Source organism: Neobacillus sp. DHD-1R (genome assembly GCF_057747995.1).
Map to the genome: position 1 here is coordinate 4,420,247 of NZ_CM173232.1, position 23,276 is coordinate 4,443,522.

The window sequence follows — 23,276 nt, forward strand, 5'->3', positions numbered from 1 at the left end:
TTACTGTGGATTTGCGATGCTCCATTTATATTAGGAGGCGAAACATTCAATGTCGAATGATAATGAGGTTTTATTAGATAAAGGAAAACAAAATGATTTAAAGATGAAAATAGAAAGGAAAGAGGGAGAACCGACTCCAGCTTTCAAGGGAGCTTCTTGGGCGGCATTATTGGTAGGTGTTTCGGCGTATCTAATTGGCTTATATAACGCAGTGATGCAACTGAACGAAAAAGGATATTACTTCGCAGTTTTAGTATTCGGACTCTATTCAGCGGTTTCTTTACAAAAAGCAGTGAGAGATAAAGATGAGGGAATCCCTGTTACTAATATTTATTATGGTATTAGTTGGGTTGCACTTATAGTATCTATTTCATTAATGGGTATCGGTTTATTCAATGCAGGAAGTATTGATTTAAGCGAAAAGGGATTTTATGGTATGGCGTTTGTTCTTAGTTTATTTGCAGCCATAACGGTTCAAAAGAATATTAGAGATACACAGAGAGCAAGAGAAAGAGATTGATTTTCTACCTTTAATTTGAGGAAGCGACAGTAATCTGTCGTTTTTTTTGTTATCGAATTAGCAAACTAATCCCACTACAAATAGCAGAAGCGATTCTTAACAGGTTCTGTTAATTTCTCAAAACAACTTTCGTGTTGGTGTAGTTATATGTTTTTTAAAGGAAAGAACTCAGTTATGAACTGAGCCATTCCTTAAAACCTCTTCTACTGCATAAAGCCGTTTTAGTATTTAAAATTGTACTTTTGGTTGAGCATCTCTGGTTTTTCGTTTATTCCTTAAGATTCTCTTTTCCAGATAAAAAGTAGGAATGATGATTGCTGCCCAAATCACAAAATAATTAAGAACCACGAGAAACGGGTTGCTGCTGCCGCCATGTCCCTCCTTTCCATGAAATTTCCCTTCACGAAAATCTCCGTCAGGGGGTCCTTGACGTAAATTGGTTGTATTTGCTGTGGTCCCATTAGCTGATTGCCCACTTGGCTGCCTTTGTTCCTGTTTGAAATCACCCGTGCTTGGAGAAGCAGTTGAAGCAAACCATTGTATTCCCCCTGCCAAAATGGCGAGAGATAGGACGACTGATGCAATAACACCCTTCCTAAATTTCCCTTTTTTCGATTTAACGGCTCTTTTACAGATATTCATAACCCATTGCCAATGTACGCCAATATGGAGACCAACTAATGCAAGAGTTGCGTCAGCAGATAAACCATGAATCCCCCTAAGCGAGTGACCTTCTTGAATGGCAAGAGATGGTAAAACTACTCGCGAAATTAATATACCCGTTATCATTACGGTAGCCATCGAAATTAATAGCAGTATATTTAACAGATAACTAAATCGTGTTTTATTAGGGAGTTTTGCGTCAAAAATCTTTTTGGTTGTATTGATCACCCAGCGATAGTTCAATCCGATGTGGATAAGAATTGCTACTCCTATTACTAGACCTGCAATTTCATGAAACGGTAAACCATCGAATACTCTTGGATTCATTAGCAGCACAAAGGTGATGGCCAACATTAAATCTAGGACAATTTTCGTATAATTCTTTTTCATCTATGAAATTCCTCCAATTCAAACATTAACTTTATCTTTTCTCCATTTTATTTGGTGTTTCTTAAGAAAAGCTTAAATTTTTATTTATCACCATACAAAAAACCCCCTTAAGATGGATTTTTGTCCAACTTAAGGGGGTTTTTTGTTTTTTAGTGTCTCTTATACCTTTTATTTACTTGTTTCCCTGCGAACGACTGGTGCTACCTCAGTTGCTAGTCGTTCAATGTTCTCGGCTACTTTTTTAAATGGCATACCGCCAATGTCCATTTGGGCAATAAAGCGCTGATGGCCGTAAAGCTCGTATTGATGGAGAATTTTTTCGATGATTTGCTGTGAACTACCGACAAATAAGGCCGTTTCCGGTGCTGCTAACCTTTCAAAATCGGCTCTGGACATCCGGGTATTCATCCCACGCTGGCGATTGAGGTATCCCCAGTAATTTGAATGATATGGGTAGAATTCATCTTTAGCCTGCTGCGTCGTTTTGGAAATAAAGGCATGACCTGTTACCCCAACTTTCAATGCTTCAGGCGCATGACCTGCTTGACTCGCAGCTTGACGGTAAATGTCTACAAGTGGTTTAAATTGAAGTGGATCGCCGCCTAGTATCGCTAACGCTAATCCAGTCCCTAACCGACCGGCTCGTGCTGCGCTTTCTGGCGTACCTCCGACCCCAACCCATAAGGGAATATTTTTTTGAACAGGCCGCGGTGAAATATCCGCATTTCTCAATGCTGAACGAAATTGACCTGTCCAGGTAACTCTCTCCTCCGCATTGAGCTTCAGAAATAACTCTATATGTTCTTCAAACAATTCATCATACTTGTTCACATCGTAACCGAATAGCGGGAAGGATTCGATGAACGCACCACGCCCCGCAATGATTTCTGCCCGTCCATTCGACAAGAGATCAAGTGTTGCAAAATCCTCAAATAACCGGACAGGGTCTACCGTATTTAATACCGTCGTCGTACTTGTCAGTTTAATCTGCTTTGTAACTTGGGATAGAGCTGATAATACAACCGGCGGGGCAGAAACGGCATAGTCGAGACGATGATGTTCTCCTACACCGAATACGTCCAAGCCAGCCTCATCCGCCATTTTCCCCGCTTCGATGATTTCGTCTAGCCGCTGTTTAGCACTGATTGTTTGCCCTGTTAGTGGATCTGGACCTAAATCGGCTAATGTATAAATCCCAATTTCCATACCGGATTGTTTATTTTTCGTATGATTCTCCATCATGTTCTCCTCCACAGTAACTTTTTTGTTTACTATTATTCTTAATTATATAAAATAAATTCATTTATTTTATCTCGAATTAGAATATTATAGATTCAAAATAAATATTTTGTAAAGCAATTAGGATTTTAATTGATTTTATTGATGTTGTTATTTTATTATGCCCTCCTCGCTAAAAATCAGTTGAGAAATCGATCATTTTGTGGTTGGATTATGAACTAGGAGGGGTCAACATGAAAGGAAAAACGAGACTTATCATCACCATGCTCATTTTTGGAAGTATCGGGGTTTTTGTAAAAAAAATTGACCTTGGTTCAAGTGAGATCGCGTTTTTAAGAGGGGTCATCGGGAGTCTATTCCTGCTAGCTGCTAGTTTTCTAGTGAAACATAAACCATCTATCAAAGCGTTGAAACAAAATGCAATTCTGCTCCTATTATCGGGAGGAGCGATTGGGCTTAATTGGATCTTTCTGTTTGAGTCCTATCGGTATACTACGATATCGAACGCTACCATTAGCTATTATTTTGCACCGATATTTGTGATGATATTAGCACCTTGGATTTTGAAAGAGAAATTAACAATCTGGAAGGTTGGCTGCATTATCGCAGCGATGATTGGATTATTTCTAATCGTTAATCCTGGGGCTGGTGATACAAGCGGTTCACAGAATCACGTTGTCGGTATTTTATATGGGCTTATGGCCGCTGCATTATATGCAAGTGTAATCTTAATGAACAAATTTATCAAAAATTTAGCTGGTTTTGAAATTACTTTAGTGCAATTAATGGTTGCTGCTTTGGTTCTGCTTCCTTATGTGATATGGCAAGGTCATTTTAACTTCGCTGGTCTAAGCTCTACGTCGATTATTTTTATTTTAATCCTTGGTATCGTACATACGGGATTTGCCTATTTTTTATATTTTACTAGCATCCAAGAACTAAAGGGGCAAACAATTGCTGTACTCAGCTACATAGATCCGATTTCTGCTGTCATCATGGCAGCGATTTTCTTAAATGAAAGCATGACCTGGATTCAAATCGCAGGTGGTGTCCTTATACTGGGCTCTACCTTTTTAAGTGAAAAACTTGAGATTAAAGTGAAGAGCCCTTCCACTACTACACCATAGAAGAAAAATAAGAGGATTTCTCAAATTGCGGGGTCTGACCCCATATTTTGAGAAATCCTCTTTTTTTGATTTACTTTTGAACTCTTTTGAGCATGTACTCGATCAAATCTAGATTGTTATCAATGAAGTTTAAACGATCGTGGGAAGTAATGGCCCATTCTGAGCTTTGATTCATGGATGAAGTGATATGGCGAAAACCGAATGAATACCTTGAATAAAGTTCAGAAATGACATGGCTTATTCTAAGTTTGGTTTGCTCCTTTTTGACTATACTTTCAATATCTTCCATTAACCAGCTAGGTGCATTTTCAATCGCTTTATTTACTAATATTTCATGTTCTTCATTTATCATAGGTCAATCTCCTTTTATAAAGTGCTTGTCAAGTTTGTATTATTCTACCAAACAACCCTTATCATTTCAATGTTTTGGTATTCTATCTCGCTAAAAGAGGCTGTCCTTGTAGTGCAAACTATGGTTTGATTTAATTAAACTTTAATTACTATTTAACATCTAAGACATATTTTATTAACAAACAGGGTATATAGTACAATTAGAGGGGATAGCATGCGTGGCTATCATGGTATTTGGCGTAGGTGGAGCCAGTACTGGAGAAGGGCAATAAAGATTTAAATGAGGGTAGAACCAAAAAGAGAGTAGTAGTTTTACCTCTAAAATCAAACGTTTAGATTCTAATATAAATTCATTTAAATTTAATTGCCCTTAGTGGCAGGCAAGGATATCTTTAGATGTTCCTTGGCTCTTCCGTCTGCCACAGAATAATTAAAAATATTTTGCAAACCGACCAGCGAGCCGGCGATAACCGGATTGATAAAATCTAACCCTTTAAAAAAAGTTTTTCTAAACACTACATCTTATGTGATAAAGACCTTCTGAGGATAGGTCTTTTTTAAATAAAAAAAGGACGGTCTTCACCATCCGTAAATTTGAGTTTTATTGATCTGATTCAAGTGCGATCCATGCTTGTGACCATTTTTCGATTTCTTTTACAATGGGCTCTAAGGCTTGCCCTTTTTCAGTTAGAGAATATTCAATTCGCACCGGTGTTTCCGGGAATACCTCTCGTTTAACAATTCCATGACTTTCTAATTCTTTTAATCGCTCTGAAAGGACCCTTCCGCTTATACCCATAGATGATTCTAAAGTGCAGAACCGCTTCGATCCTGTAAGCAGCTGATAAATGACAAGACCTGTCCAACGCTGGCTCATCATCCCCATGGCCTTCTCAAATCGAGGACAAATTACAGGCTCATTCATTGTTCTTCACCCCCTATTAATTATTACAATCACAATTTAATTACCATATCTAATAAATTTATTTGACACAAATAACTAATAAAAATATAATTAGTTACATAAAGTAAGTGACTAACAAAAAATACGTCTACAAAAATTTTACACCAAACAACTGGTTTCATCAATACATCATTTTAATACACATAATACCTTGTCATTCATCTTGACAAACAGGTTCTAGATAAACAGCATGAATTGCAAATAAATCTCTCGAAAAAGACGAGACAGAATAAGGTGGTTTTAACATGAATCTTGAAGCGGATGTTTGTATTGTCGGTGCAGGTCCCGGCGGCGCTTTACTAGGATATTTGCTTGCGAAAAGTGGTGTTTCCACAATTGTTCTTGAACGTCATGTCGGGATCGATAAAGAATTCAGGGGCGAACATCTCAATCAGGACGGAGAACAAGTTTTAAAAAAATATGGTCTTTATGATAAAGTGCAACAAGCTGGACTGCTTTTGATGCAACGGGTAGAATATTACCATCTTGGAAAAGTAATCAAGACCGTTACACCTAGTGCAGAAGAACGGCATGTCGGCATCCATGTTCCACAAAAGAATTTGTTAAGCGTATTGATTTCAGAGGCTGAATCGTATGAGACTTACAAACTTATGATGGGAACAAAGGTAACCGAGTTAATTTTTAATACAAATGGCAGCGTGGCCGGTCTAAAAGCTAAAACCGGTGACCAAGAAGTAACGATAAAAAGCAAGATCGTGATTGGCGCGGATGGGCGTTTCTCATCAGTAAGAAAGCTTGCTGATTTTCCATTTTCTACCATTAAACATGGCTACGATTTACTTTGGGCAAAAATTCCGAGCCCTTCAGGCTGGGAGCCAACGATAAAAAATGCATTGGTCGATGGACAACAGTTTGCTTTGTTTACTCAAGCAGGCGGATATATTCAAATCGGTTGGAATATTGAAGAAGGTTCCTACTCAACATTAAAAAAGGAATCCTTTGCACCGTTTATTGAACAAGTAATTGCAACATTTCCAGAGTTAACCGAAACAGTACGTACCCATATTCAATCATGGGATAAATTTATTTTATTAAATGTTCAAAGTAGTCATAGTCCTACTTGGAGCAAAGACGGAGTCGTGATCATGGGCGACGCTGCCCATACGATGAGCCCAACCGGTGCGTTTGGCATAAATTGTGCCTTAATGGATGCAGATGTTTTAGCAGATGTGATTCGCGAAGCGCTCAACAAGAAAGATGTGAGTGCGGCCCAATTAATCAAATTCGAACAGGCCCGACGTGAAGATGTGGAGAAATTGCAGAAACAGCAGATGATAAAGGAAAAAACCTATCAAGAAAATTTTAATATTCCAGTCCGGGCTTAGCACAGCTGGAATACTCAAATATATGAACTATGGGGATCGGGGGAATTTTTTGTGGAACAAGTTCAAGCAAAATTAGATGTACATTCTCTTTTAATGGATAAAATAAAATTAATCAAAAAAGGCAGTGAAGCTATTTATTTGGTAGGACCAATCAAGCTGCCCGTCAATTTATATGGAAAAACGGTTGAATTTAAATGGTATAGCTGGCTGAAAAGCGACAAAGTAACCGAGGATTTACATCAAGTAATCGAGCAATTAACTTCAGCCAATTTAGCAGACCACCAGCAATCAAGTGTTCTTGTTTATGGAGACTTTGAATATGGCGATGATGCATTGATTAGAATGCATTCCATTTGTCACACAGGAGATATCTTTGGAAGCAAGCGCTGTGACTGTGGCTATCAGCTCAAGCAGTCAATGAAAATGATTGCTGAACATGGAACAGGCGCGTTATTTTATTTAGCCAACCATGAAGGCAGAGGAATTGGTTTATTTAGCAAAGCAATGGCCTATATTCTTCAAGAAAATGGATATGATACAGTTGAAGCCAATGAAGGATTAGGATTCCCAGATGATTCAAGAAACTACGATGACGCCATCGAGGTTCTTAAGGCGCTAAGATCGAAGCCTGTTACACTCATTACAAACAATCCTAAAAAGCTAAAAGCCTTGAAGGCAGCAGGTGCACCTGTCTCTGGCAGAACTCCTTTATGGGGAGATATCTCTGAGTACAATGAAAAGTACCTGCAAACAAAAGTAAAAAAATCAGGACATATGGCACCATTAAAAGATTGATAGGCGCAAGGGCTATTTTTGAAATGATATACACAGGAATGGTGCCTGACACCATTCCTCCTGAAAAGCAGGAGGTTTTATTTGTATGATGAATGATGAATTTTATATGCAATTGGCATTAAAAAATGCTCAAGCGATGAAAGGTCAGACGGATCCGAATCCGCTCGTTGGTGCTGTGATTGTAAATGACAACCGCATCGTCGGAGTTGGAGCCCATATGAAGGCAGGTGAACCGCATGCGGAAATTCATGCGCTTCGTATGGCTGGAGATCACGCAAAGGGTGGTACCATTTATGTAACACTTGAACCTTGTTCCCATCATGGCAGAACAGGCCCTTGTGCGGTGGCGCTTGTGGAGGCAGGAATTAAAAAAGTGGTCATCGCCACGTTGGACCCTAATCCGATTGTAGCTGGAAATGGGGTTAAAATCCTTGAGGATGCTGGCGTAGAAGTCATCACAGGAGTTTGTGAACAAGAATCACAACAGATGAACGAAGTCTTTAATAAATTTATCGTCGAGAAAACTCCCTTTGTTACCTTGAAAGCAGCGACCACTCTTGATGGCAAAACCGCTACCCATACGGCCAGCAGCAAGTGGATTACTTCAGCTGATGCCAGGCAGGATGTGCATCAGCTAAGAAGTGAAAATATGGCGATCCTTGTTGGGGTAAATACCGTGATTGAAGACAATCCTGAGCTGACCTCTAGGATTCCTAATGGACGAAATCCCCTTCGAGTGATTTTAGACTCTTCGCTTAGAATTCCGTTAGATGCTAAGGTGATTACAGATCATCAGGCAGAGACTTGGGTTTTCACAAGTGAGAGCTATAACAAAGACCAACGAAAAATGTTAGAGGAACGTGGAATCACTGTCTTTGTAACAAGCGGCTCAGACCTAGTGAATCCTACAGATGTGATGAAGATCTTAGGAGAAAAACTGATCTCATCTGTTTTAATAGAAGCTGGCGGAACCATTAACGCTTCTCTATTTGAAAAAAAATTAATTGATAAAGTCGTCCTGTATATGGCTCCAAAGCTAGTTGGCGGAAAGAACGCTCCTACCTTTTTGGAAGGAACCGGCATTGAGACAATGAGTGATGCAGTTGAATTATCAAATTTAACGGTTACCCCAATTGGGAAAGACTTTAAATTTACAGGATATCCAATTTACTAGAGATGGAGGGCGCCCGGGCGCTTTCCATTTTTTATCAAAAGAGGTGTTTAGATGAGACTTGGTTTTGATATTGATGATACGCTGATTAATTTAAGAGGGCATGCCTTTCAAATCTATAATAAAAAATTGGGGCAACAATTAGGGCCCGAAATATTCGATGCCTTAAAAACGGTGGAGATTCATGAGCCCTTTGGAATGACAGCTGAGGAAGGTTCGCGGATGTGGAAAGATACGTTAGAGGAAATTTACTACACCGATTGTCCAGCCTTTCCAGGCGCTGTTGAACTATTACAGGAGCTTGAACAGCAGGGTCACGAAATCTTTTATATTACAGCAAGGTATCAAGAACATGGCGAGCGCACAAAGAAATGGTTAGTGGAACATGGGTTTCCGGTTCATGATGATCGGTTCTTTTGGGGAATGAAGGATCACGAAAAAGTAAACATTATTAAGCAATTACATTTGGATTACTACTTTGACGACAAACCAGAGATTTTGGATACTTTATCTGGACAAGCCGTGAAGGTTTTTCTGAAAGATCAATCCTATAACCGTCATGCTGCCCACCCACGGATTAATAATTGGTCTGAGTGGAAGGAAAAGAAAAAAGATAGTTAATATCACATTAACTATCTTTTTTCTTTTTGACTTCGTATCGCATCTCCTTTAACTTGGAAATAAGTCAGAGGATAAATAACGTTCCCCAGTGTCTGGTGCCAAACACAGTACCCTTGCTGTTGATGGCAGATTTTTTGCAATTTCTACCGCAAAATGGGCAGTAGATGCTCCTGATGCTCCAACAAAGATCCCTTCTTCCGCGGCAAGACGGCGAGCCATGACTTGTGCATCTTCATCCTTGATGAGCAGAATTTCATCAAAAATCTCACGGTTTAAAATCTTAGGAATAAAACCAGGTCCTGTCCCTGGGATTTTATGAGGCCCCGGTTTACCACCTGAAATAACCGGTGACCCGAATGGCTCTACTACATATATTTTTAAATTTGGAATGGATTTCTTTAATTCCTCACCAACACCCGTGACCGTGCCGCCCGTTCCTGCTGTTACTACTAAGGCATCCAATTTCCCATCAAAAGCCTCCATAATTTCAACTGCTGTCGTTCCTCGGTGTGCATCCGCATTGGCTGGGTTCTCAAACTGCATCGGAATAAAGCTATCAGGCAGATTGTTGGCCATCCGATTCGCCTCATCGATCGCTCCTTGCATACGCAAGTTTCCCGGGGTTAAAAATACTTCCGCTCCGTATGCTTTTAAGATCTTTACACGCTCTTGTGTAGCATTGTCAGGCATGGTAATAATACAGCGGTAGCCTTTCACGGCAGCTACCATGGCAATGCCAATCCCCGTATTTCCGGATGTCGGTTCAATAATCGTACTTTTTCCAGGGATCAGCTTCCCTTCTTGCTCCGCACGTTCGATCATCTTCATCGCCGCACGGTCTTTAACGCTTCCGCCCGGGTTAAAGGATTCCAGTTTTATGTATACTTCTGCACCAGATCGGTCCGGGAGCTTATTTAGTTTTACTGTAGGGGTATTCCCTATTAAATCTAGAATGGAGCTATAGAATTTCATATCATTCACCTTTCACGTTCATGTGTGGAGCATGAGGACAATTTTTGTAATCTTCTCACCCATATTATAGTCACTAGAAGCGGCAAAAACAAAAACTTCGGCTTCACTGCTTACATGCACCACTCATGTGGGTCCGGAAAAAATTTGAGGCTGCCTCAAATGGGTCGTGAAAACAACCAATTGGGACAGCCTCACAATCTTTTTAAATTATTTACAAAATTTCTTGATCTAATGCAATAAGTGCCCTGGCCAGTGCTTCGGCTCCTTGGGCGATATATTCTGCATCGGTCCACTCTTCTGGACAATGACTGCGGCCATCTAAACTTGGGACAAAAATCATACCAATCGGCGCGATCCGGTCGAGTTGATTTCCATCATGACCTGCACCACTTGGAATTTCTATGACATTTCCTGCCGTGTCCACACATGCCTGATGAAGCGCTGATCGAACCATTTCAGATACCACCACTGGTTCAGAGCGTGTTAACGATTCAATTTGTAGGCTCAGCCCTCTTTTTTGAACTAGCAATTTGGCTTCTGAGAGAAATTCTTCACATACCCGATCAATCAAAACTGGATCGATACTGCGTACTTCAAATTTAAACGTAACTTCCCCTGGTACAACATTAGCAGCATTGGGATTGACTGACACCGTCCCAACCGTTCCGACTACTTGTTCATGATAGTTTCGCCTACATATCTTTTCGAGCACTACAAACAATTCGCCTGCTGCCGGTAAAGCATCTCGTCTCATTTCCATCGGGGTTGTTCCTGCATGATCTGACTGTCCTACTACTTTAACTTGAAAGCGTTGTATGCCTACGATTCCGGTGACAACGGCAAGCGGGCACCCGGATTGAATCAATACCGGCCCTTGTTCAATATGAACTTCTAAGTATAACGCAACAGAACCAGGTTTCCGTGAATCTACTAAAATAGTTGCCGGATTACCGCCTGCTTCTTTAATACATTCTGCAAGCGTTCTCCCACTTGCATCTCTACTAGATAGCATCTCTTCAGACAGATTACCGACCATTCCACGGCTTCCCACAGTGGATATACCAAAATCCGTTGGTTCCTCTGCGGTAAAATCGACAATTTCCAATGTGTGTTTAAGTTTAATGTCCATTTCCGAAAGGATTCTTACTACTTCTAATCCGATTAGAACCCCGATTATCCCGTCAAATCGACCGCCACCCATGACGGTGTCCGTATGAGAACCGATCAGAATGGGAGGAAGCTCTGGTGACGAACCAGGAAGTTGACCAATCAAATTAGACGCAGAATCTTGATAGACATTGAGATTTAAAGATTCCATGGATTGTCGAAGCCAAGATCTTCCCTGTGCATACAACGGCGTGAATGGACGACGGGTCCAAGGGCGGCCTGGGTCTGTCAGTTTACTTAATGACTCAATGTCCTTCCATAGCCTAGAAACATCAGCTTTTACCTCAGACTTTAGCATAATAATTCGTTTCCTTCTGCGGTTTTAGTGGTAATAGTGCTGAATGCCCCGGTTCTACAAATTGGCCGGAAGGTAATGAGGAAATTTCCTGACCATCATAAACCTCTTGCCCACGTACGATGGTTGCAGTAATTTTACCTTCCATCGGGCGTCCATGGTATAAACTCCAACCAGCAAAACTATGTTGTTCGGCTTCATCCAATTCCCACTGGATATCTGGATTGATAATGACCATATCTGCATCTGCCCCTACTCGAAGCGACCCTTTTCGGTCTGAGAAACCGTAAACCCGGGCCGGATTTTCACATAGGAGACGGACTAGATCATGAATGGTAATTTTCCCTTTTGCTACCCCTTCTGAATAGAGCAGAGGAAGAATCGTTTCGACTCCTGGAGCGCCTGAGGAATTCTGGAAAATATTTTCATTCGCCTTACGGTCAATCTGCCATGGAGCATGGTCAGACGTAACCAAACCAATTTGTCCATTTTTACATTGCTGCCACAATTGCTCCTTCGCTGCTTCCGTTCGTAACGGAGGATTGATTTTTGCACGAGCACCGTATGCAGTCATATCATCTTCCGTAAAAACTAGATAATGAATACAGGTTTCTACACTGACCTGTACCCCATCTTCAAGGTATTGTTCAGCCAGACGGACGGCTCGAGGAACTGTGGTATGATGAAAGTGAACATGGACGCCAGCCCATTCAGCCAATTCAAGTGCGGTTGCTACCGCTACACTTTCTGCTACTGGCGGCCTTGCTTTGCAATGGAGAACAGCATCCCTTCCGTCACCCTGTTCGAAAATAGCACTATAGTAGCGGACGATTTCATCATTTTCTGCGTGCAGACCAACTGCCCTTCCGGTATCCGCGATTTTTTGAAAAGCTGCTAGCATCAACCCGTCTCCAATTCTAGGAAATCGATAGGAATCTGTATTGAAGGTTGAAAGCTTGAACCCACATGCTCCCGCCTCGACGAGTCGAGGAATCTCATCCAGCTCGTTTTCCGGGCGAATCGTTGCCAGGAGAGCTACATCCACATAGGCTTCTTGGGGAACTAGCAGTTTCTTTTTTTCTAATAATTCCGCAGTCCAAACGGGTTCATCTGCATCATAGGGCATATCAATAATGGTTGTTACACCACCTGCAGCTGCCGACCTTGTTGCCCCTTTAATTCCCTCTCGCGGTTCACTGTAACAATGAACATGAGCATCAATGGCACCTGGTAAAACCCATTGCCCCTTTGCATCTATCGTCTTTTCAGCTTCGACTGTTACACCTTCATTAAAAATGGCAGCAATCTTACCAGATTGAACAGCGAGGGTTCCATTTTTTAAAATTTCTCCATCAGGCAGGACAAGATTGCCTTGAATAGTTAGATCAAAAATACTCTTTTTCATAAAGACAATCACTTCCCTACTGTTGATTGCTTGGTAAAGCATGCCCTAAGTATCCTGATACCATGGCAGCTGCGTTCTTTACAGCTTTGCCATATGAATCAGTAGCCTCTATTGTAAAATCTTGTGAAAACCCCATGATCGTAATACTGCCTACCACCTTGCCAAACTGGTTAAACACGGGAGCTGCGACTGCACTAACTCCTCTATCTAGTTCGCCTTGTGATTTTGAATATCCATGATTGCGCGTCCATTCCAAATCCTTTAATAATAAGTCGCGATCTACAATCGTATCGTTTGTCATAGAGCGTAAATTATCAGGAGTTAAATAAAATTCTTGTTCTTCCGGTTCTAGGAAAGCTAAAATGGCTTTTCCCGATGCCCCTACATGCATCGGGCTTAATCTTCCCCGTAAATGGGTCACATGAACAGACGCAGTACTGTCCACTTTATCAAGACATTGGACCTCTCTGTTCAAAATTCCTGATAAGGTTACCGTTTCATTTACTTGACATGCGAGATTCTCCAGTTCACTTCTGGCGATCCGTTGAAGGTTAATTCTACCCGATAAGGAATTCATGATCATCTGAAAGGTTTCCACACGTACTTCATATTTGCCCTCCAAAAGTTGAGAAACAAAACCTCGTTTCTGAAGGGTGCGGAGAATCCTGAAAGTAGTAGATTTATTATAACCTGATGCTGCCGCCAGTTCTCCAACACCTACAGGTTCTTCGTGTTGAACCATTCTCAAAAGAATGTCAAGTCCACGGTCTAACGTTTGCAGCTGATCTGAATCAACTTGTGACATGGCCTTCCCCCTCTTCTGTTCATGTTGTTAATGTGTTAAGGATAGAGCATCATGTACCTGATTGAGCAACTTTCCATTTCGGAATATCTGATACACTTTTTCAAAGTCTACGGTTAAATTTCTGTCCTCTGATAGAAATGGAACGATTGATCTGATAGTACGATAAGCTGCCTCGGTTCCTTGGCCAAGTTTAATCCCAGTCCGCAGATCAATTGCTTGCACTGCATGCAGTGCCTCAATACCGAGAATATAATACATCCTGTCGATAATGTCTCTCGTTTTCGAAACAACAAAAGGTGCATTTGTCCCATGATCCTCAATATCTCCCGCCAATGACAGGTAATCTGCTGATGCTGGATTAGATAAATGACGGATCTCTGCATCAAGTGCGGTGATCGTCTTCTGTGCTGTGCAATAACCAATCGATTGATCCTCATCTGGGGTTAAAAAGCGACTCAACCCTGTAAAGGCCGGATTGCCGAGCTTAATGGTCCGATAGCAAGCGCTTTTAGAAACGTGATGCAAGGCCTGACCCAGCATTTCAAATCCAAGTGTCCAGGAAATTGGATCAAAATTAGCACATGACAAGATCTGTCTTTTATCTGGAAGGACGCAAGGATTGTCATCTGAGCTGTTGAGATGCATCTCTAAATGCCCGATTGTATAGGATAGCGCATCTCGTGCTGCGCCGTTTATTTGACAGGCATCGCGGAAACTAAGCGGATCCTGTAGTGATTCATGATTGTAATTTTCCCACAGGTCACTCCCTCGAAGCAATTTACGGACGGTTTCGAGGCTTTGCAGCTGTCCTGCAAAGGGTCTAACCTGATGGACAGATTCATCCAGAGGACTTACATTACCGCGCATGGCTTCAAGTGACAAAGCATATACAATATCAGCTAACTGTAACAAATTAAAACCTTCATACAGTGCCAACGCCCCAGTTCCCGCAGACAGTGCATTCGAACTAACAATTGCCAAGGCATCCTTCGGTCCGAGCACTAAAGCGGTCAGGCCGTTTGCTGCCAATGCTTCCGCTGCAGGAAGTCTAATGCCATGCATCATGACTTCCCCTTCCCCAATAAAAGCAAGACCAATATGAGAAAGGACGGTGATATCGGATGCTCCAACAGAACCACGCAACGGGAGCACCGGGTGGATTCCAAAATTTAAAAAGTCAGCGTATCTCTTAGCTATTTCGGGCTGAATTCCAGAGTGCCCAAGAAGAAGTCCGTTCAGCCTGGCAAGCATAACGGCACGGACTTCTTCTTCACCAGCATCAGGAGAAACACCGGCACAATGAGATAAAATCAGGTTACGGTTATATTGGGCAAAAAAAGACGGATCGACGATCTTGTCTTTGTTCCAGCCCACTCCGCGATTAAAACCATAGACAGGAATATCCTGTTCCACAAGGTCGAAGATAAAGCTTCGGGCTTTTATTAATCGTTGAAATGCATGCTCACTGATGAGAACCTTACGATTGTTGTGGGCAACGTCATACACTTCTTTAGTAGTAAGACCGCTGCCATCAAGCACTAGAGCATCCATTGTATCAGGCATAAGACTTTTCCACTCCGCCAAATGCGTGAGTATATAAATCAATTCCAAGCACTTGTTCCACTTCTGGATAGACCTCTGGATCCTTTACACTTGAACTGAGTGGGAATTTGGATTTATCAATCCTAAATACACCAATCTCCATCCCTTCCTTTACACGGCCCGCACTAATGGGTGCTCCGGTTTCCAAGGAAAAAGTAGTGATCACATCTGGAAAAGTTGACAGGCGCCGGCCATTGTTATCATCTACTGCCATATATTCGTTCATGACGTGAAGAGTCAATTGCTGATCGGCATTTGTGATCTCAATCGTTCCAATATCGAAGGCATTTGCATAATGGACGTCTTTTTTCGATACCGTTCCTTTGCCAATAAACTCTCCACCCGTTTTCTGACAAATAGTTTCCATTACGTAGTCTGGACCTTGAGGTTCTGCTTCCAAAATCGCTTTACCCAGATCGATGGCCAAGGAGATTCCGCCAATTGCCGCATTCTCTTTAATGAATTTAGCCGGAAGCGGATGCCTCGCTGCCGCGATAAACCCTCCTGACATATCAGAAGCTGTTCTTAATACATTCGAAGTTTTTGCTACTGTACCTTTTACAGCCATTTCCAAATAAGATCCCGTTTCCTGCTTTCCGCCAGCAACAGCTTGAATCGTTATATATTCGTTGTTGGAAACTAATCCGAGTGATCCCATTTTCCCTGTTGGATGGGCTCGCATATCACCTGTTGCGTCCACCACGAATAGTCCAAGTGCCGCAGCAGGGAGCCAGCCATTGATTGTACTGGACATCCCATTTTGCGGTGTCATCACACCTGCAATTTTTCCGTCATATTCTTTCATAACGAGTTCAACGGCCTTTATATAATCTTTACCGAGCATTTGCCAGTCAGTCGACTCTCCAGGAGCTCCGATCGCTGTGCAAGTCAAAATAATAGCATCGTCAGGAATTTCATCAACGGAGTAAAGCTTGACTTTATCGAGGGCCACAGCTGCTCCGCCAATTTCCATACCATGTTCGGCCCAGCCTCCGCCCCCGCTTGCATACACGCTGCCGCCTTTTACTGCCGCAAGAACATCATCTTTTGTCAATTCTCTCATGATAATACGCCTCCCGTATCATTCGTATTTACGCGTTGGATACCTTTTTTGTCTATTTCATCAAACGATTCTTCATAGCCTGCATCTGCATATCGGAGGACACCGATACCGGTATCATTTGTAAGGGCTGTGCTTAGCCGCAAATCTGTTTCTTCACTGCCATCAGCCACAATCGTGACTCCAGCACTTGTCATAAAACCAGCATACCCTCCGCCACCTGAATGAATGGCAACAAGGTCGGCCATGGATGAACAATTAAGCATGGCGTTAAGCAATGGCCAATCGGAAATGGCATCACTGCCGTCCTTCATTCGTTCTGTCATAATATTCGGATGGGCCATTGCGCCTGCATCAAGATGATCCCTTGAGAAGGCGATAGGTCCTGATAAGATTCCTTCCCTGACCATTTGATTGACCGCAATCGCCAATTTGGTCCGATCACCGTGACCAAACCAGCCAATTCTTGCAGGAAGTCCTTCAACTGGAATGTAGGTACTGGCCAGACTAATCCAATTTGTCACGATATCATTATCAGCAAATTCTTTCAGAATAAATTCGTCAATGATTTTGATATCATTGGGATCACCGCTTAAGGCAATCCAGCGGAACGGTCCAATCGCCCTCGCAAAAAGCGGCCGCAAAAACGCCTCAGTAAAGATATCAATGGTAAAGGCGTCCGTTACCCCAAATTTTTCTGCTTGTGTGCGTATGTTATTGCCATTGTCGAACACGATGGAGCCTTTCGATTTGAAGGCAAGCATGGCTTCCACTTCTTTGGCGATCGAGGCACCGGCATCCGCCTGTAACTTATCAGGGTCCGATTTTCGGGCCGCTGCGGCTGTTTCCAAAGTGTAACCAGCCGGGATATATCCATATAAAAGGTCATGAGCGGCTGTTTGATCTGTTACGATATCAGGGATAATTCCTCTGGAAAGCAACTCAGAATATACTTCTGCCGCATTTCCAACCAGACCGACTGAAATGCTTTCCTGCTTTTTTAAAGCCTCAAAAATCAAGCCAAGTGCTTCATCAAGGCTATAGGTTTTGCGCTGCAAATACCCTACTTTTATTCGTTTATCCACTTTTTCTTCATTGACTTCCACACAAAGGATAGCGGCACCCGCCATCGTTCCAGCTAGGGGCTGAGATCCTCCCATCCCCCCAAGACCAGCTGTTAGGATAAAACGGCCGCGTAAATCACCGTCAAAATGCATTCTAGCAATGCTTTGAAAAATTTCGTATGTCCCCTCGATTACGCCTTGGGAGCCAATATATTGCCAGGCCGCAGCCGTTAGGCCACCCCAAATAATTAACCCTTGCTCTTGAAGCTTATAAAAATTTTCTGGGGTTGCCCAGCGTCCTACAATATTACAGTTTGCCATTACAACTAGGGGAGCCTGTTTATGAGTCTTGAAGATCCCAATTGGTTTTCCAGATTGAATAACAAGGGTTTCATCCTCTTCCAGTTCCTTTAACGTTCGGACAATCGCGTGATATGAAGGCCAATTCCGTGCGGCTTTTCCAAGTGAACCATAAATAATCAATTCATCTTGATTTTCTCCATTTTCCATCACGTTTTCTAACATGCGAAGGAGTGCTTCCTGCCTCCACCCTTTGCACCTGAGAGTGATCCCTCTCGCAGCGGTGATTCTTTCCATGTTTATCACTCCTCCTTCAATAGTTTAATAGCTTTGTTTCTATATTTTATTTAAGTAAGCCTTTTTCGGTCAGAAAATCCTTTGCAACCGTTGCCGCTTTTTCATGGGCACCGTCTACTTTAGCGTTCAGCTTTTGCATATCTTCATCGGTAATTTTTCCAGCAAGCTTATTCAAAGCATCCTTTAATTCAGGATGGCTCTTTAGGACTGAATCTTTTACGATTGGAGCAGCATCATATGGAAGGAACAAATGTTTATCATCTTCCAATACCTTTAATTTGCTGTCAGGGATTCTTCCATCTGTGGTATACACGATAATGGCATCTACTTGTTTTTGTGAAATAGCTTGATAATCAAGCTGAGCTCCGAATGCCTTTACATCTTTGAATTTGGTATTATATTTTTCTTTGATAGCTGGATAACCATCAGGACGATTTAAAAATTCCTGGGCGCTGCCAAAAATAAACTTATCGGAATGTTCAGCTAATTGGGAAGTGGTTGAGATTCCATATTTATCAGCATCTTCTTGTCTAATCGCTAAAGCATACGTATCGTTAAAACCAATCGGATCGAGCCATGTCCATTTATACTTGTCCTTGTATTCTTTAGATACGGTATCGTAAACCTGCTGGGAATCGTAAATCGGATCCTTTTTTAAATATTGAAGCAATGCGGTCCCAGTATATTCCACATTCGCATCAATATCTCCCTTTTTGAATGCTTCCCACAAGACATTATCAGTCAGATTGCTTTTAATATTCACTTTCACATTGGTGTCGTTTTCTACTATAAGCTTTAACATATTTGCTAAAATTTCCTGTTCTGCGAACCCTTTACTGCTCAATGTGATTGTGCCGCCGCTTTTACTGTCGCTGCTATTAGTAGTACTGCTGCAGGCAGTTCCTACCACCATTAATATGGCAAATAATAAAGCTAGTAAACTTTTCTTTGATACAAAATGTCCTGCTTTTAGTAATTTCATTGGGTCATCTCCTCTTTTTAATTAAATTATGATTAATTTTTACGTAATCCCTTGGGAACCAAAATCCACCCTAAGCCTAGCAGAAATAAATTTACGATTAATACAAGCAAACAAACTGGTATAGCACCTTCCAAAATAGTAACCGTATCAATCATGGCGATTCCTTTTGTAATAATATCTCCCAGCCCGCCAGCAGCAATGTAGGTCGCAATCGTTGCACCGCTAATAGTTTGGACGGCCACCATCCGTACACCAGCCATGATAAAGCTGCTTGCTACTGGAAGTTGAACCATTCGAAGTACCTGCCATTTTGTCATTCCCATACCATGACCTGATTCTATAAGTGCTGAATCTACCTCACTAATCCCTACGTACGTGTTTTGAAGCACAGGCAGCAGGGCATACAATGTCAACGCAATACCAGCAGGCAATACCCCGATACCGAACAATGGAATCATGAATCCAAACATCGCTAAGCTTGGAATGGTTTGAATAATCGATACAACGGCTAAAATGGGCTGGGCGAGCCGTTTATTATTTGTTAGGTAAATACCTAGTGGAATGGCAATGACACATGCTGCCACTACAGCAATGAGCGAAAGAAGAATATGCTCTTGTGTCTTTATTAATATTTCAGGCCAATCGGTTACAAAGGAGTCTAAAAGTCGATTCATTTCAAAACTCCCTCTCGTTTCGTTTGTTTCGCTAATTCCCCTAGGACACGGTCACGAGTGATCATGCCAAGGTATCGCCGCTGATCATCCAGTACAGGAAGGACTGGATAATTGATCATCATGCCAAAGATTTCATCGATTGGCGTCTCTATCCTCACGATTGGGAAATCCTGGCGCAATACGTGCTCAATCGTCGCATCATTTTCTTCCTTCATTACGGTGTCCGCATCAGTGAACGTAATCACCCCTGAATAACAAGAGTTCTTGTCCGTGACGACTAAATAAGAAGAAGAGGATTGTTTCATTCGTTCGACTGTTTCAAAAAGTGGTACATCTGATGTAACTGACGAAGGATTTGTCATTAAATCTGCAGTTGTTTGGAATGGTTGTTCGACAACCGCTCGTTTAATTCTCTCTTCACCGATAAACATCCGAACAAAGTCGTTCGCCGGATTTTTCAGGAGTTGTTCAGGTGTGCCCACTTGAACAGGTCTTCCTTCTTTTAAAAGAATAATCGTGTCTGCTATTTTCAAGGCTTCATCGATATCATGCGTGACAAAAACAATTGTTTTCTTTACCGATTGGTTCAGTCTCATTAATTCGTTTTGCAGCTGTTCTCTGCTGATCGGATCCAACGCGCTAAACGGTTCATCCATCAGAATAATCGATGGTTCAGCCGCTAATGCACGTGCTACCCCAATTCGCTGCTGCTGACCTCCACTCAGTTCACGTGGATAGCGACGACGAAAACTCTGATAATCAAGCCCGATTAATTTCAGCAGTTCCTCCGTCCGCCCGATTAAACTTTTCTTTTTTTCGCCTTTTAACCGTGGTACTACTGTGATGTTATCTTCAATGGTCATATGTGGAAACAATCCAATTTGTTGAATAACATAGCCGATACTTCTCCGCAATTCCACTGGGTTCATTTTGCTTACATCTTTTTCCTCTACCTCAATCGTACCTGAATCGGGCTCTATTAACCGGTTAATCATTTTTAAAATCGTTGTTTTCCCACAGCCCGAAGGACCTATCAATGTAACAATCTTTCCACTTGGAATGGCGAGGTGTAGATCCTTCACCACTGGTCCGGATCCATAGTCTTTGCTGACTCCTTTAAACTCTACTGCTGACACACCTTCCATCTCAACCACCTCCTCCAATCATCCGTTGAATCATTTCTTCATGTATTTTTACCTTTCAAGGATTTTGTATGGCAGCCGTTGGGTAGTAGGCAGCTCCCACTTTTCACCATCTACATAAACGGCGTCAACTTCCTCACTATAAAAACAAAGAAGCCCAGCGATATCTGAAACGGCTGGAACAGGATCTTGATAGCTCCATACCACATCTTTGAAAAATTGATCGCCAACTTTAACAGAATAATATGAAGCAATCCCTTTATAGGGGCAGCGTGTTGTGAGCTCTGAGGGTAAAAGGACATCCTGCCGCACATCTTCTTTTGGAAGATAATAACGCGTAGCTAATCCAGTTTCGAACACAATCACAGGTCGATTACTTTCTGCAACCACTTCCCCGCCTACAACTACTTGAATATGACGAGAGCTAGGAATGGCATCGACACGCGTATAAGGGTCACGTGCATGGACAAAAATCTCCGTTTCCTCTTCAAACCATGAATCGGTTTTGTTCCAATAAAACGAGATATACCCTTCGATATCCTTGGCAACTGGATTTGGTGTCAAATAGCTCCATGCTGCATTCTCAGAAACATGTTCTCCGACTTTAATAGACCAATAGGAAGCTGTCCCTTTGTGTGAACAAACGGATTGATGATCTGTCGGAACCAACAGGTCCATCCGTACATCCTCTTGAGGAAAATAATAAACTGGAAGTCTTCCAGATTCGTACGCCAACACAGCGCGTTTACTATCCACAATCGTTTCACCGCCAAACATAACCCTTACCCATCTTGGTGAGCCCTCTACACGAAAATCCCATTCAGCGCCTGGGACTGGAATTTCACATGCTGATAAATCAAAAGAATTATCCATTTTTTCACCTTTTTCTGATAATTTAATGTATAAAATGACCTCTACTACCTCCATATTAAAGGGGGCACAAGGATCATTAGTACCTTCTTGATCTTTCGACAGTTTGTTATGTAGTACTCTATAATTATATTAGTTTTGTTTCATTAATAGAAACGCTAATTTCTATATTCGAAATTTTATTTCAATTATATTCGGCACAATAAAGAAAGTCAATATATCCTATAAAAAAACTTGGAATTAAATCTGACATACTTTTTTGTTCATTCATATTAAATAATCTTATAAAAAAAGTCTCCTCATAATGAGAAGACTTTCCATCCCCCCTTCACTTGAGAAGGGTTTTCTGAACGTTTTCAATTTAAACACTTACATTCTACTACATTTATATATGAGCAAACACTCCCTGGTCTCATTCGGCAGCTTAAACGTTGACTGGCTTTTTATTTTCCGTCACCACAAGGTTCTTCTGCTCGCCTAAATCAATCGTGCCATCCGGGCTTTTGATTTGGCAGCGGATGACATCACCGTCCTTCAGGTATCGGCCATTATCAGCTTGGCTCTCTAATAAAATCTCCAACTTTTGATGGGCAGGCAAAGATGCATTTGAAAGTTGGCTATTCACTTCTGGAGTAAGATTTAAGGCCACTCCGCCGGTTGTTCCAGTAAGAATCAAGTCACCCTTTGATAAATCCATCATTTCAGAAAGCTCGGTTAAGGTTTCTGCAGGTTTAAACAGCAGTTGACTCGAATTAGCCGATTGGCGCAGCTCATCATTAACCCAGAGGTTCAACTCTAGGTTATGAATTTTCGATACTTCATCTTGTTCCAATAAATAGAAAAAGGGACCGGCCGGAGCAAATGTCCGATAACTTTTTCCTTTTAACCATTGCCCTTCCGTAAACTGAACGTCACGCGAAGAAACATCATCGACGATCACAAGACCAGCAATATATTGATGAAGATTGTCTTCAGTCACTCTAACAGGGCCTGTAAGATCGGTTCCAATGATTAATCCTAGTTCGATCTCGTAATCTAATAATTTAACATGCTCTGGACGTACAATTTCGCTATTTGCTCCACATAAACTACTATCTGCTTTACTAAAAAACAGGTTAAATGGCGGCTTCTGAGCCTCAAATCCTGCTTCCGTACGATGGGTGGCATAATTAGCCCCTTGGCAGATAATTCGTGCCGGTTTTGTAACAGGACTTAAGAGCTCCACATCAGCAAAGGAAACGACCTCAGCACTTCCAACTTCCTTTACCTTCCTTGCCTCTTCCGTTCCCTCTTCTAAAAATTCTGCTAAGCTGCGATAGGCTTTTTGTAATACAAGAATCCTTCCTCTTGATACAACTCCCCACCGTTCTTTACCTTCCTTTTTAAAACGTACCACTTGCAAGCCCATACTCGTCCTCCCTCTCCATCAAAGAAATAATGCATAAAAGCGAACT

22 protein-coding genes are annotated in these 23,276 nt (G+C 41.8%); 6 read left to right on the forward strand and 16 right to left on the reverse strand.

Going from position 1 to position 23,276, the window contains the following annotated elements; all coding sequences use genetic code 11:
* The first annotated feature begins 49 nt into the window (after positions 1 to 49).
* Entirely contained in the window at positions 50 to 520 is a 471-nt protein-coding gene (gene yiaA, locus AC3ANL_RS21840; protein WP_488326455.1) for an inner membrane protein YiaA, read from the forward strand.
* A 228-nt stretch (positions 521 to 748) separates the two neighbouring features.
* On the opposite strand, the gene AC3ANL_RS21845 is transcribed toward yiaA, so the two are convergent.
* Both AC3ANL_RS21845 and AC3ANL_RS21850 read right to left on the reverse strand, forming a co-directional pair.
* The gene (locus AC3ANL_RS21845; RefSeq protein ID WP_488326456.1) at positions 749 to 1,573 is read right to left on the reverse strand and encodes a DUF4405 domain-containing protein; all 825 of its coding nucleotides are present in this window, start codon (positions 1,571 to 1,573) and stop codon (positions 749 to 751) included.
* 168 nt (positions 1,574 to 1,741) lie between these two features.
* Positions 1,742 to 2,815, reverse strand: a complete 1,074-nt coding sequence (locus AC3ANL_RS21850) for an LLM class flavin-dependent oxidoreductase (protein ID WP_488326457.1) — start codon at positions 2,813 to 2,815, stop codon at positions 1,742 to 1,744.
* A 230-nt stretch (positions 2,816 to 3,045) separates the two neighbouring features.
* Here AC3ANL_RS21850 and AC3ANL_RS21855 point away from each other — a divergent pair, with 230 nt between their 5' ends.
* Positions 3,046 to 3,939 (forward strand): DMT family transporter, encoded by an 894-nt coding sequence (locus tag AC3ANL_RS21855; protein ID WP_488326458.1) that lies wholly within the window; start codon positions 3,046 to 3,048, stop codon positions 3,937 to 3,939.
* Positions 3,940 to 4,009: 70 nt separating this feature from the next.
* Here AC3ANL_RS21855 and AC3ANL_RS21860 read toward each other — a convergent pair whose 3' ends face one another.
* Together AC3ANL_RS21860 and AC3ANL_RS21865 are read right to left on the reverse strand one after the other, a co-directional pair.
* Entirely contained in the window at positions 4,010 to 4,291 is a 282-nt protein-coding gene (locus AC3ANL_RS21860) for a hypothetical protein (protein ID WP_488326459.1), read from the reverse strand.
* A 600-nt stretch (positions 4,292 to 4,891) separates the two neighbouring features.
* On the reverse strand, positions 4,892 to 5,215 hold the full coding sequence (locus AC3ANL_RS21865) for a winged helix-turn-helix transcriptional regulator (protein ID WP_488326460.1): 324 nt from the start codon (positions 5,213 to 5,215) through the stop codon (positions 4,892 to 4,894).
* A 284-nt stretch (positions 5,216 to 5,499) separates the two neighbouring features.
* Here AC3ANL_RS21865 and AC3ANL_RS21870 point away from each other — a divergent pair, with 284 nt between their 5' ends.
* The 4 genes from AC3ANL_RS21870 to AC3ANL_RS21885 all read left to right on the forward strand — a co-directional run bounded on the left by AC3ANL_RS21870 (position 5,500) and on the right by AC3ANL_RS21885 (position 9,187).
* On the forward strand, positions 5,500 to 6,600 hold the full coding sequence (locus AC3ANL_RS21870; RefSeq protein ID WP_488326461.1) for an FAD-dependent monooxygenase: 1,101 nt from the start codon (positions 5,500 to 5,502) through the stop codon (positions 6,598 to 6,600).
* A 93-nt stretch (positions 6,601 to 6,693) separates the two neighbouring features.
* Positions 6,694 to 7,395 carry a GTP cyclohydrolase II gene (locus AC3ANL_RS21875; RefSeq protein ID WP_488329802.1) on the forward strand — a complete coding sequence of 234 codons (702 nt, stop codon included), beginning with the start codon at positions 6,694 to 6,696 and terminating at the stop codon, positions 7,393 to 7,395.
* Positions 7,396 to 7,480: 85 nt separating this feature from the next.
* Positions 7,481 to 8,569 (forward strand): bifunctional diaminohydroxyphosphoribosylaminopyrimidine deaminase/5-amino-6-(5-phosphoribosylamino)uracil reductase RibD, encoded by a 1,089-nt coding sequence (ribD, locus tag AC3ANL_RS21880; RefSeq protein ID WP_488326462.1) that lies wholly within the window; start codon positions 7,481 to 7,483, stop codon positions 8,567 to 8,569.
* A 51-nt stretch (positions 8,570 to 8,620) separates the two neighbouring features.
* Positions 8,621 to 9,187 carry a 5' nucleotidase, NT5C type gene (locus tag AC3ANL_RS21885; protein WP_488326463.1) on the forward strand — a complete coding sequence of 189 codons (567 nt, stop codon included), beginning with the start codon at positions 8,621 to 8,623 and terminating at the stop codon, positions 9,185 to 9,187.
* A 48-nt stretch (positions 9,188 to 9,235) separates the two neighbouring features.
* Here AC3ANL_RS21885 and cysK read toward each other — a convergent pair whose 3' ends face one another.
* From cysK to AC3ANL_RS21945, 12 genes are all read right to left on the reverse strand, one after another.
* A complete protein-coding gene (cysK, locus tag AC3ANL_RS21890) occupies positions 9,236 to 10,159 on the reverse strand; it encodes a cysteine synthase A (protein ID WP_488326464.1) in 924 nt (307 codons plus the stop codon).
* Between the two features lie 211 nt (positions 10,160 to 10,370).
* Positions 10,371 to 11,624 (reverse strand): N-carbamyl-l-glutamate amidohydrolase ErtE, encoded by a 1,254-nt coding sequence (ertE, locus tag AC3ANL_RS21895; RefSeq protein ID WP_488326465.1) that lies wholly within the window; start codon positions 11,622 to 11,624, stop codon positions 10,371 to 10,373.
* Complete coding sequence (locus AC3ANL_RS21900; RefSeq protein ID WP_488326466.1) at positions 11,611 to 13,068, reverse strand: dihydroorotase; 1,458 nt, start codon at positions 13,066 to 13,068, stop codon at positions 11,611 to 11,613. The genes ertE and AC3ANL_RS21900 overlap by 14 nt, the downstream gene beginning before the upstream one ends.
* Entirely contained in the window at positions 13,043 to 13,831 is a 789-nt protein-coding gene (locus tag AC3ANL_RS21905; protein ID WP_488326467.1) for an IclR family transcriptional regulator, read from the reverse strand. The genes AC3ANL_RS21900 and AC3ANL_RS21905 overlap by 26 nt, the downstream gene beginning before the upstream one ends.
* A 27-nt stretch (positions 13,832 to 13,858) precedes the next feature.
* Positions 13,859 to 15,394 carry an HAL/PAL/TAL family ammonia-lyase gene (locus tag AC3ANL_RS21910; RefSeq protein ID WP_488326468.1) on the reverse strand — a complete coding sequence of 512 codons (1,536 nt, stop codon included), beginning with the start codon at positions 15,392 to 15,394 and terminating at the stop codon, positions 13,859 to 13,861.
* On the reverse strand, positions 15,387 to 16,496 hold the full coding sequence (gene ertC / locus AC3ANL_RS21915) for a thiohydantoin desulfurase (protein WP_488326469.1): 1,110 nt from the start codon (positions 16,494 to 16,496) through the stop codon (positions 15,387 to 15,389). The genes AC3ANL_RS21910 and ertC overlap by 8 nt, the downstream gene beginning before the upstream one ends.
* Positions 16,493 to 18,154, reverse strand: a complete 1,662-nt coding sequence (gene ertB / locus AC3ANL_RS21920; RefSeq protein WP_488326470.1) for a thiourocanate hydratase — start codon at positions 18,152 to 18,154, stop codon at positions 16,493 to 16,495. Before ertB ends, ertC begins: the two co-directional genes overlap by 4 nt.
* Before the next feature lie 46 nt (positions 18,155 to 18,200).
* Complete coding sequence (locus AC3ANL_RS21925) at positions 18,201 to 19,136, reverse strand: ABC transporter substrate-binding protein (protein WP_488326471.1); 936 nt, start codon at positions 19,134 to 19,136, stop codon at positions 18,201 to 18,203.
* Positions 19,137 to 19,168: 32 nt separating this feature from the next.
* The gene (locus tag AC3ANL_RS21930) at positions 19,169 to 19,810 is read right to left on the reverse strand and encodes an ABC transporter permease (RefSeq protein ID WP_488326472.1); all 642 of its coding nucleotides are present in this window, start codon (positions 19,808 to 19,810) and stop codon (positions 19,169 to 19,171) included.
* Complete coding sequence (locus AC3ANL_RS21935; RefSeq protein ID WP_488326473.1) at positions 19,807 to 20,955, reverse strand: betaine/proline/choline family ABC transporter ATP-binding protein; 1,149 nt, start codon at positions 20,953 to 20,955, stop codon at positions 19,807 to 19,809. Before AC3ANL_RS21935 ends, AC3ANL_RS21930 begins: the two co-directional genes overlap by 4 nt.
* A 48-nt stretch (positions 20,956 to 21,003) precedes the next feature.
* Complete coding sequence (locus AC3ANL_RS21940; RefSeq protein ID WP_488326474.1) at positions 21,004 to 21,825, reverse strand: DUF427 domain-containing protein; 822 nt, start codon at positions 21,823 to 21,825, stop codon at positions 21,004 to 21,006.
* Between the two features lie 421 nt (positions 21,826 to 22,246).
* A complete protein-coding gene (locus tag AC3ANL_RS21945; protein WP_488326475.1) occupies positions 22,247 to 23,230 on the reverse strand; it encodes a fumarylacetoacetate hydrolase family protein in 984 nt (327 codons plus the stop codon).
* Positions 23,231 to 23,276 lie beyond the last annotated feature (46 nt).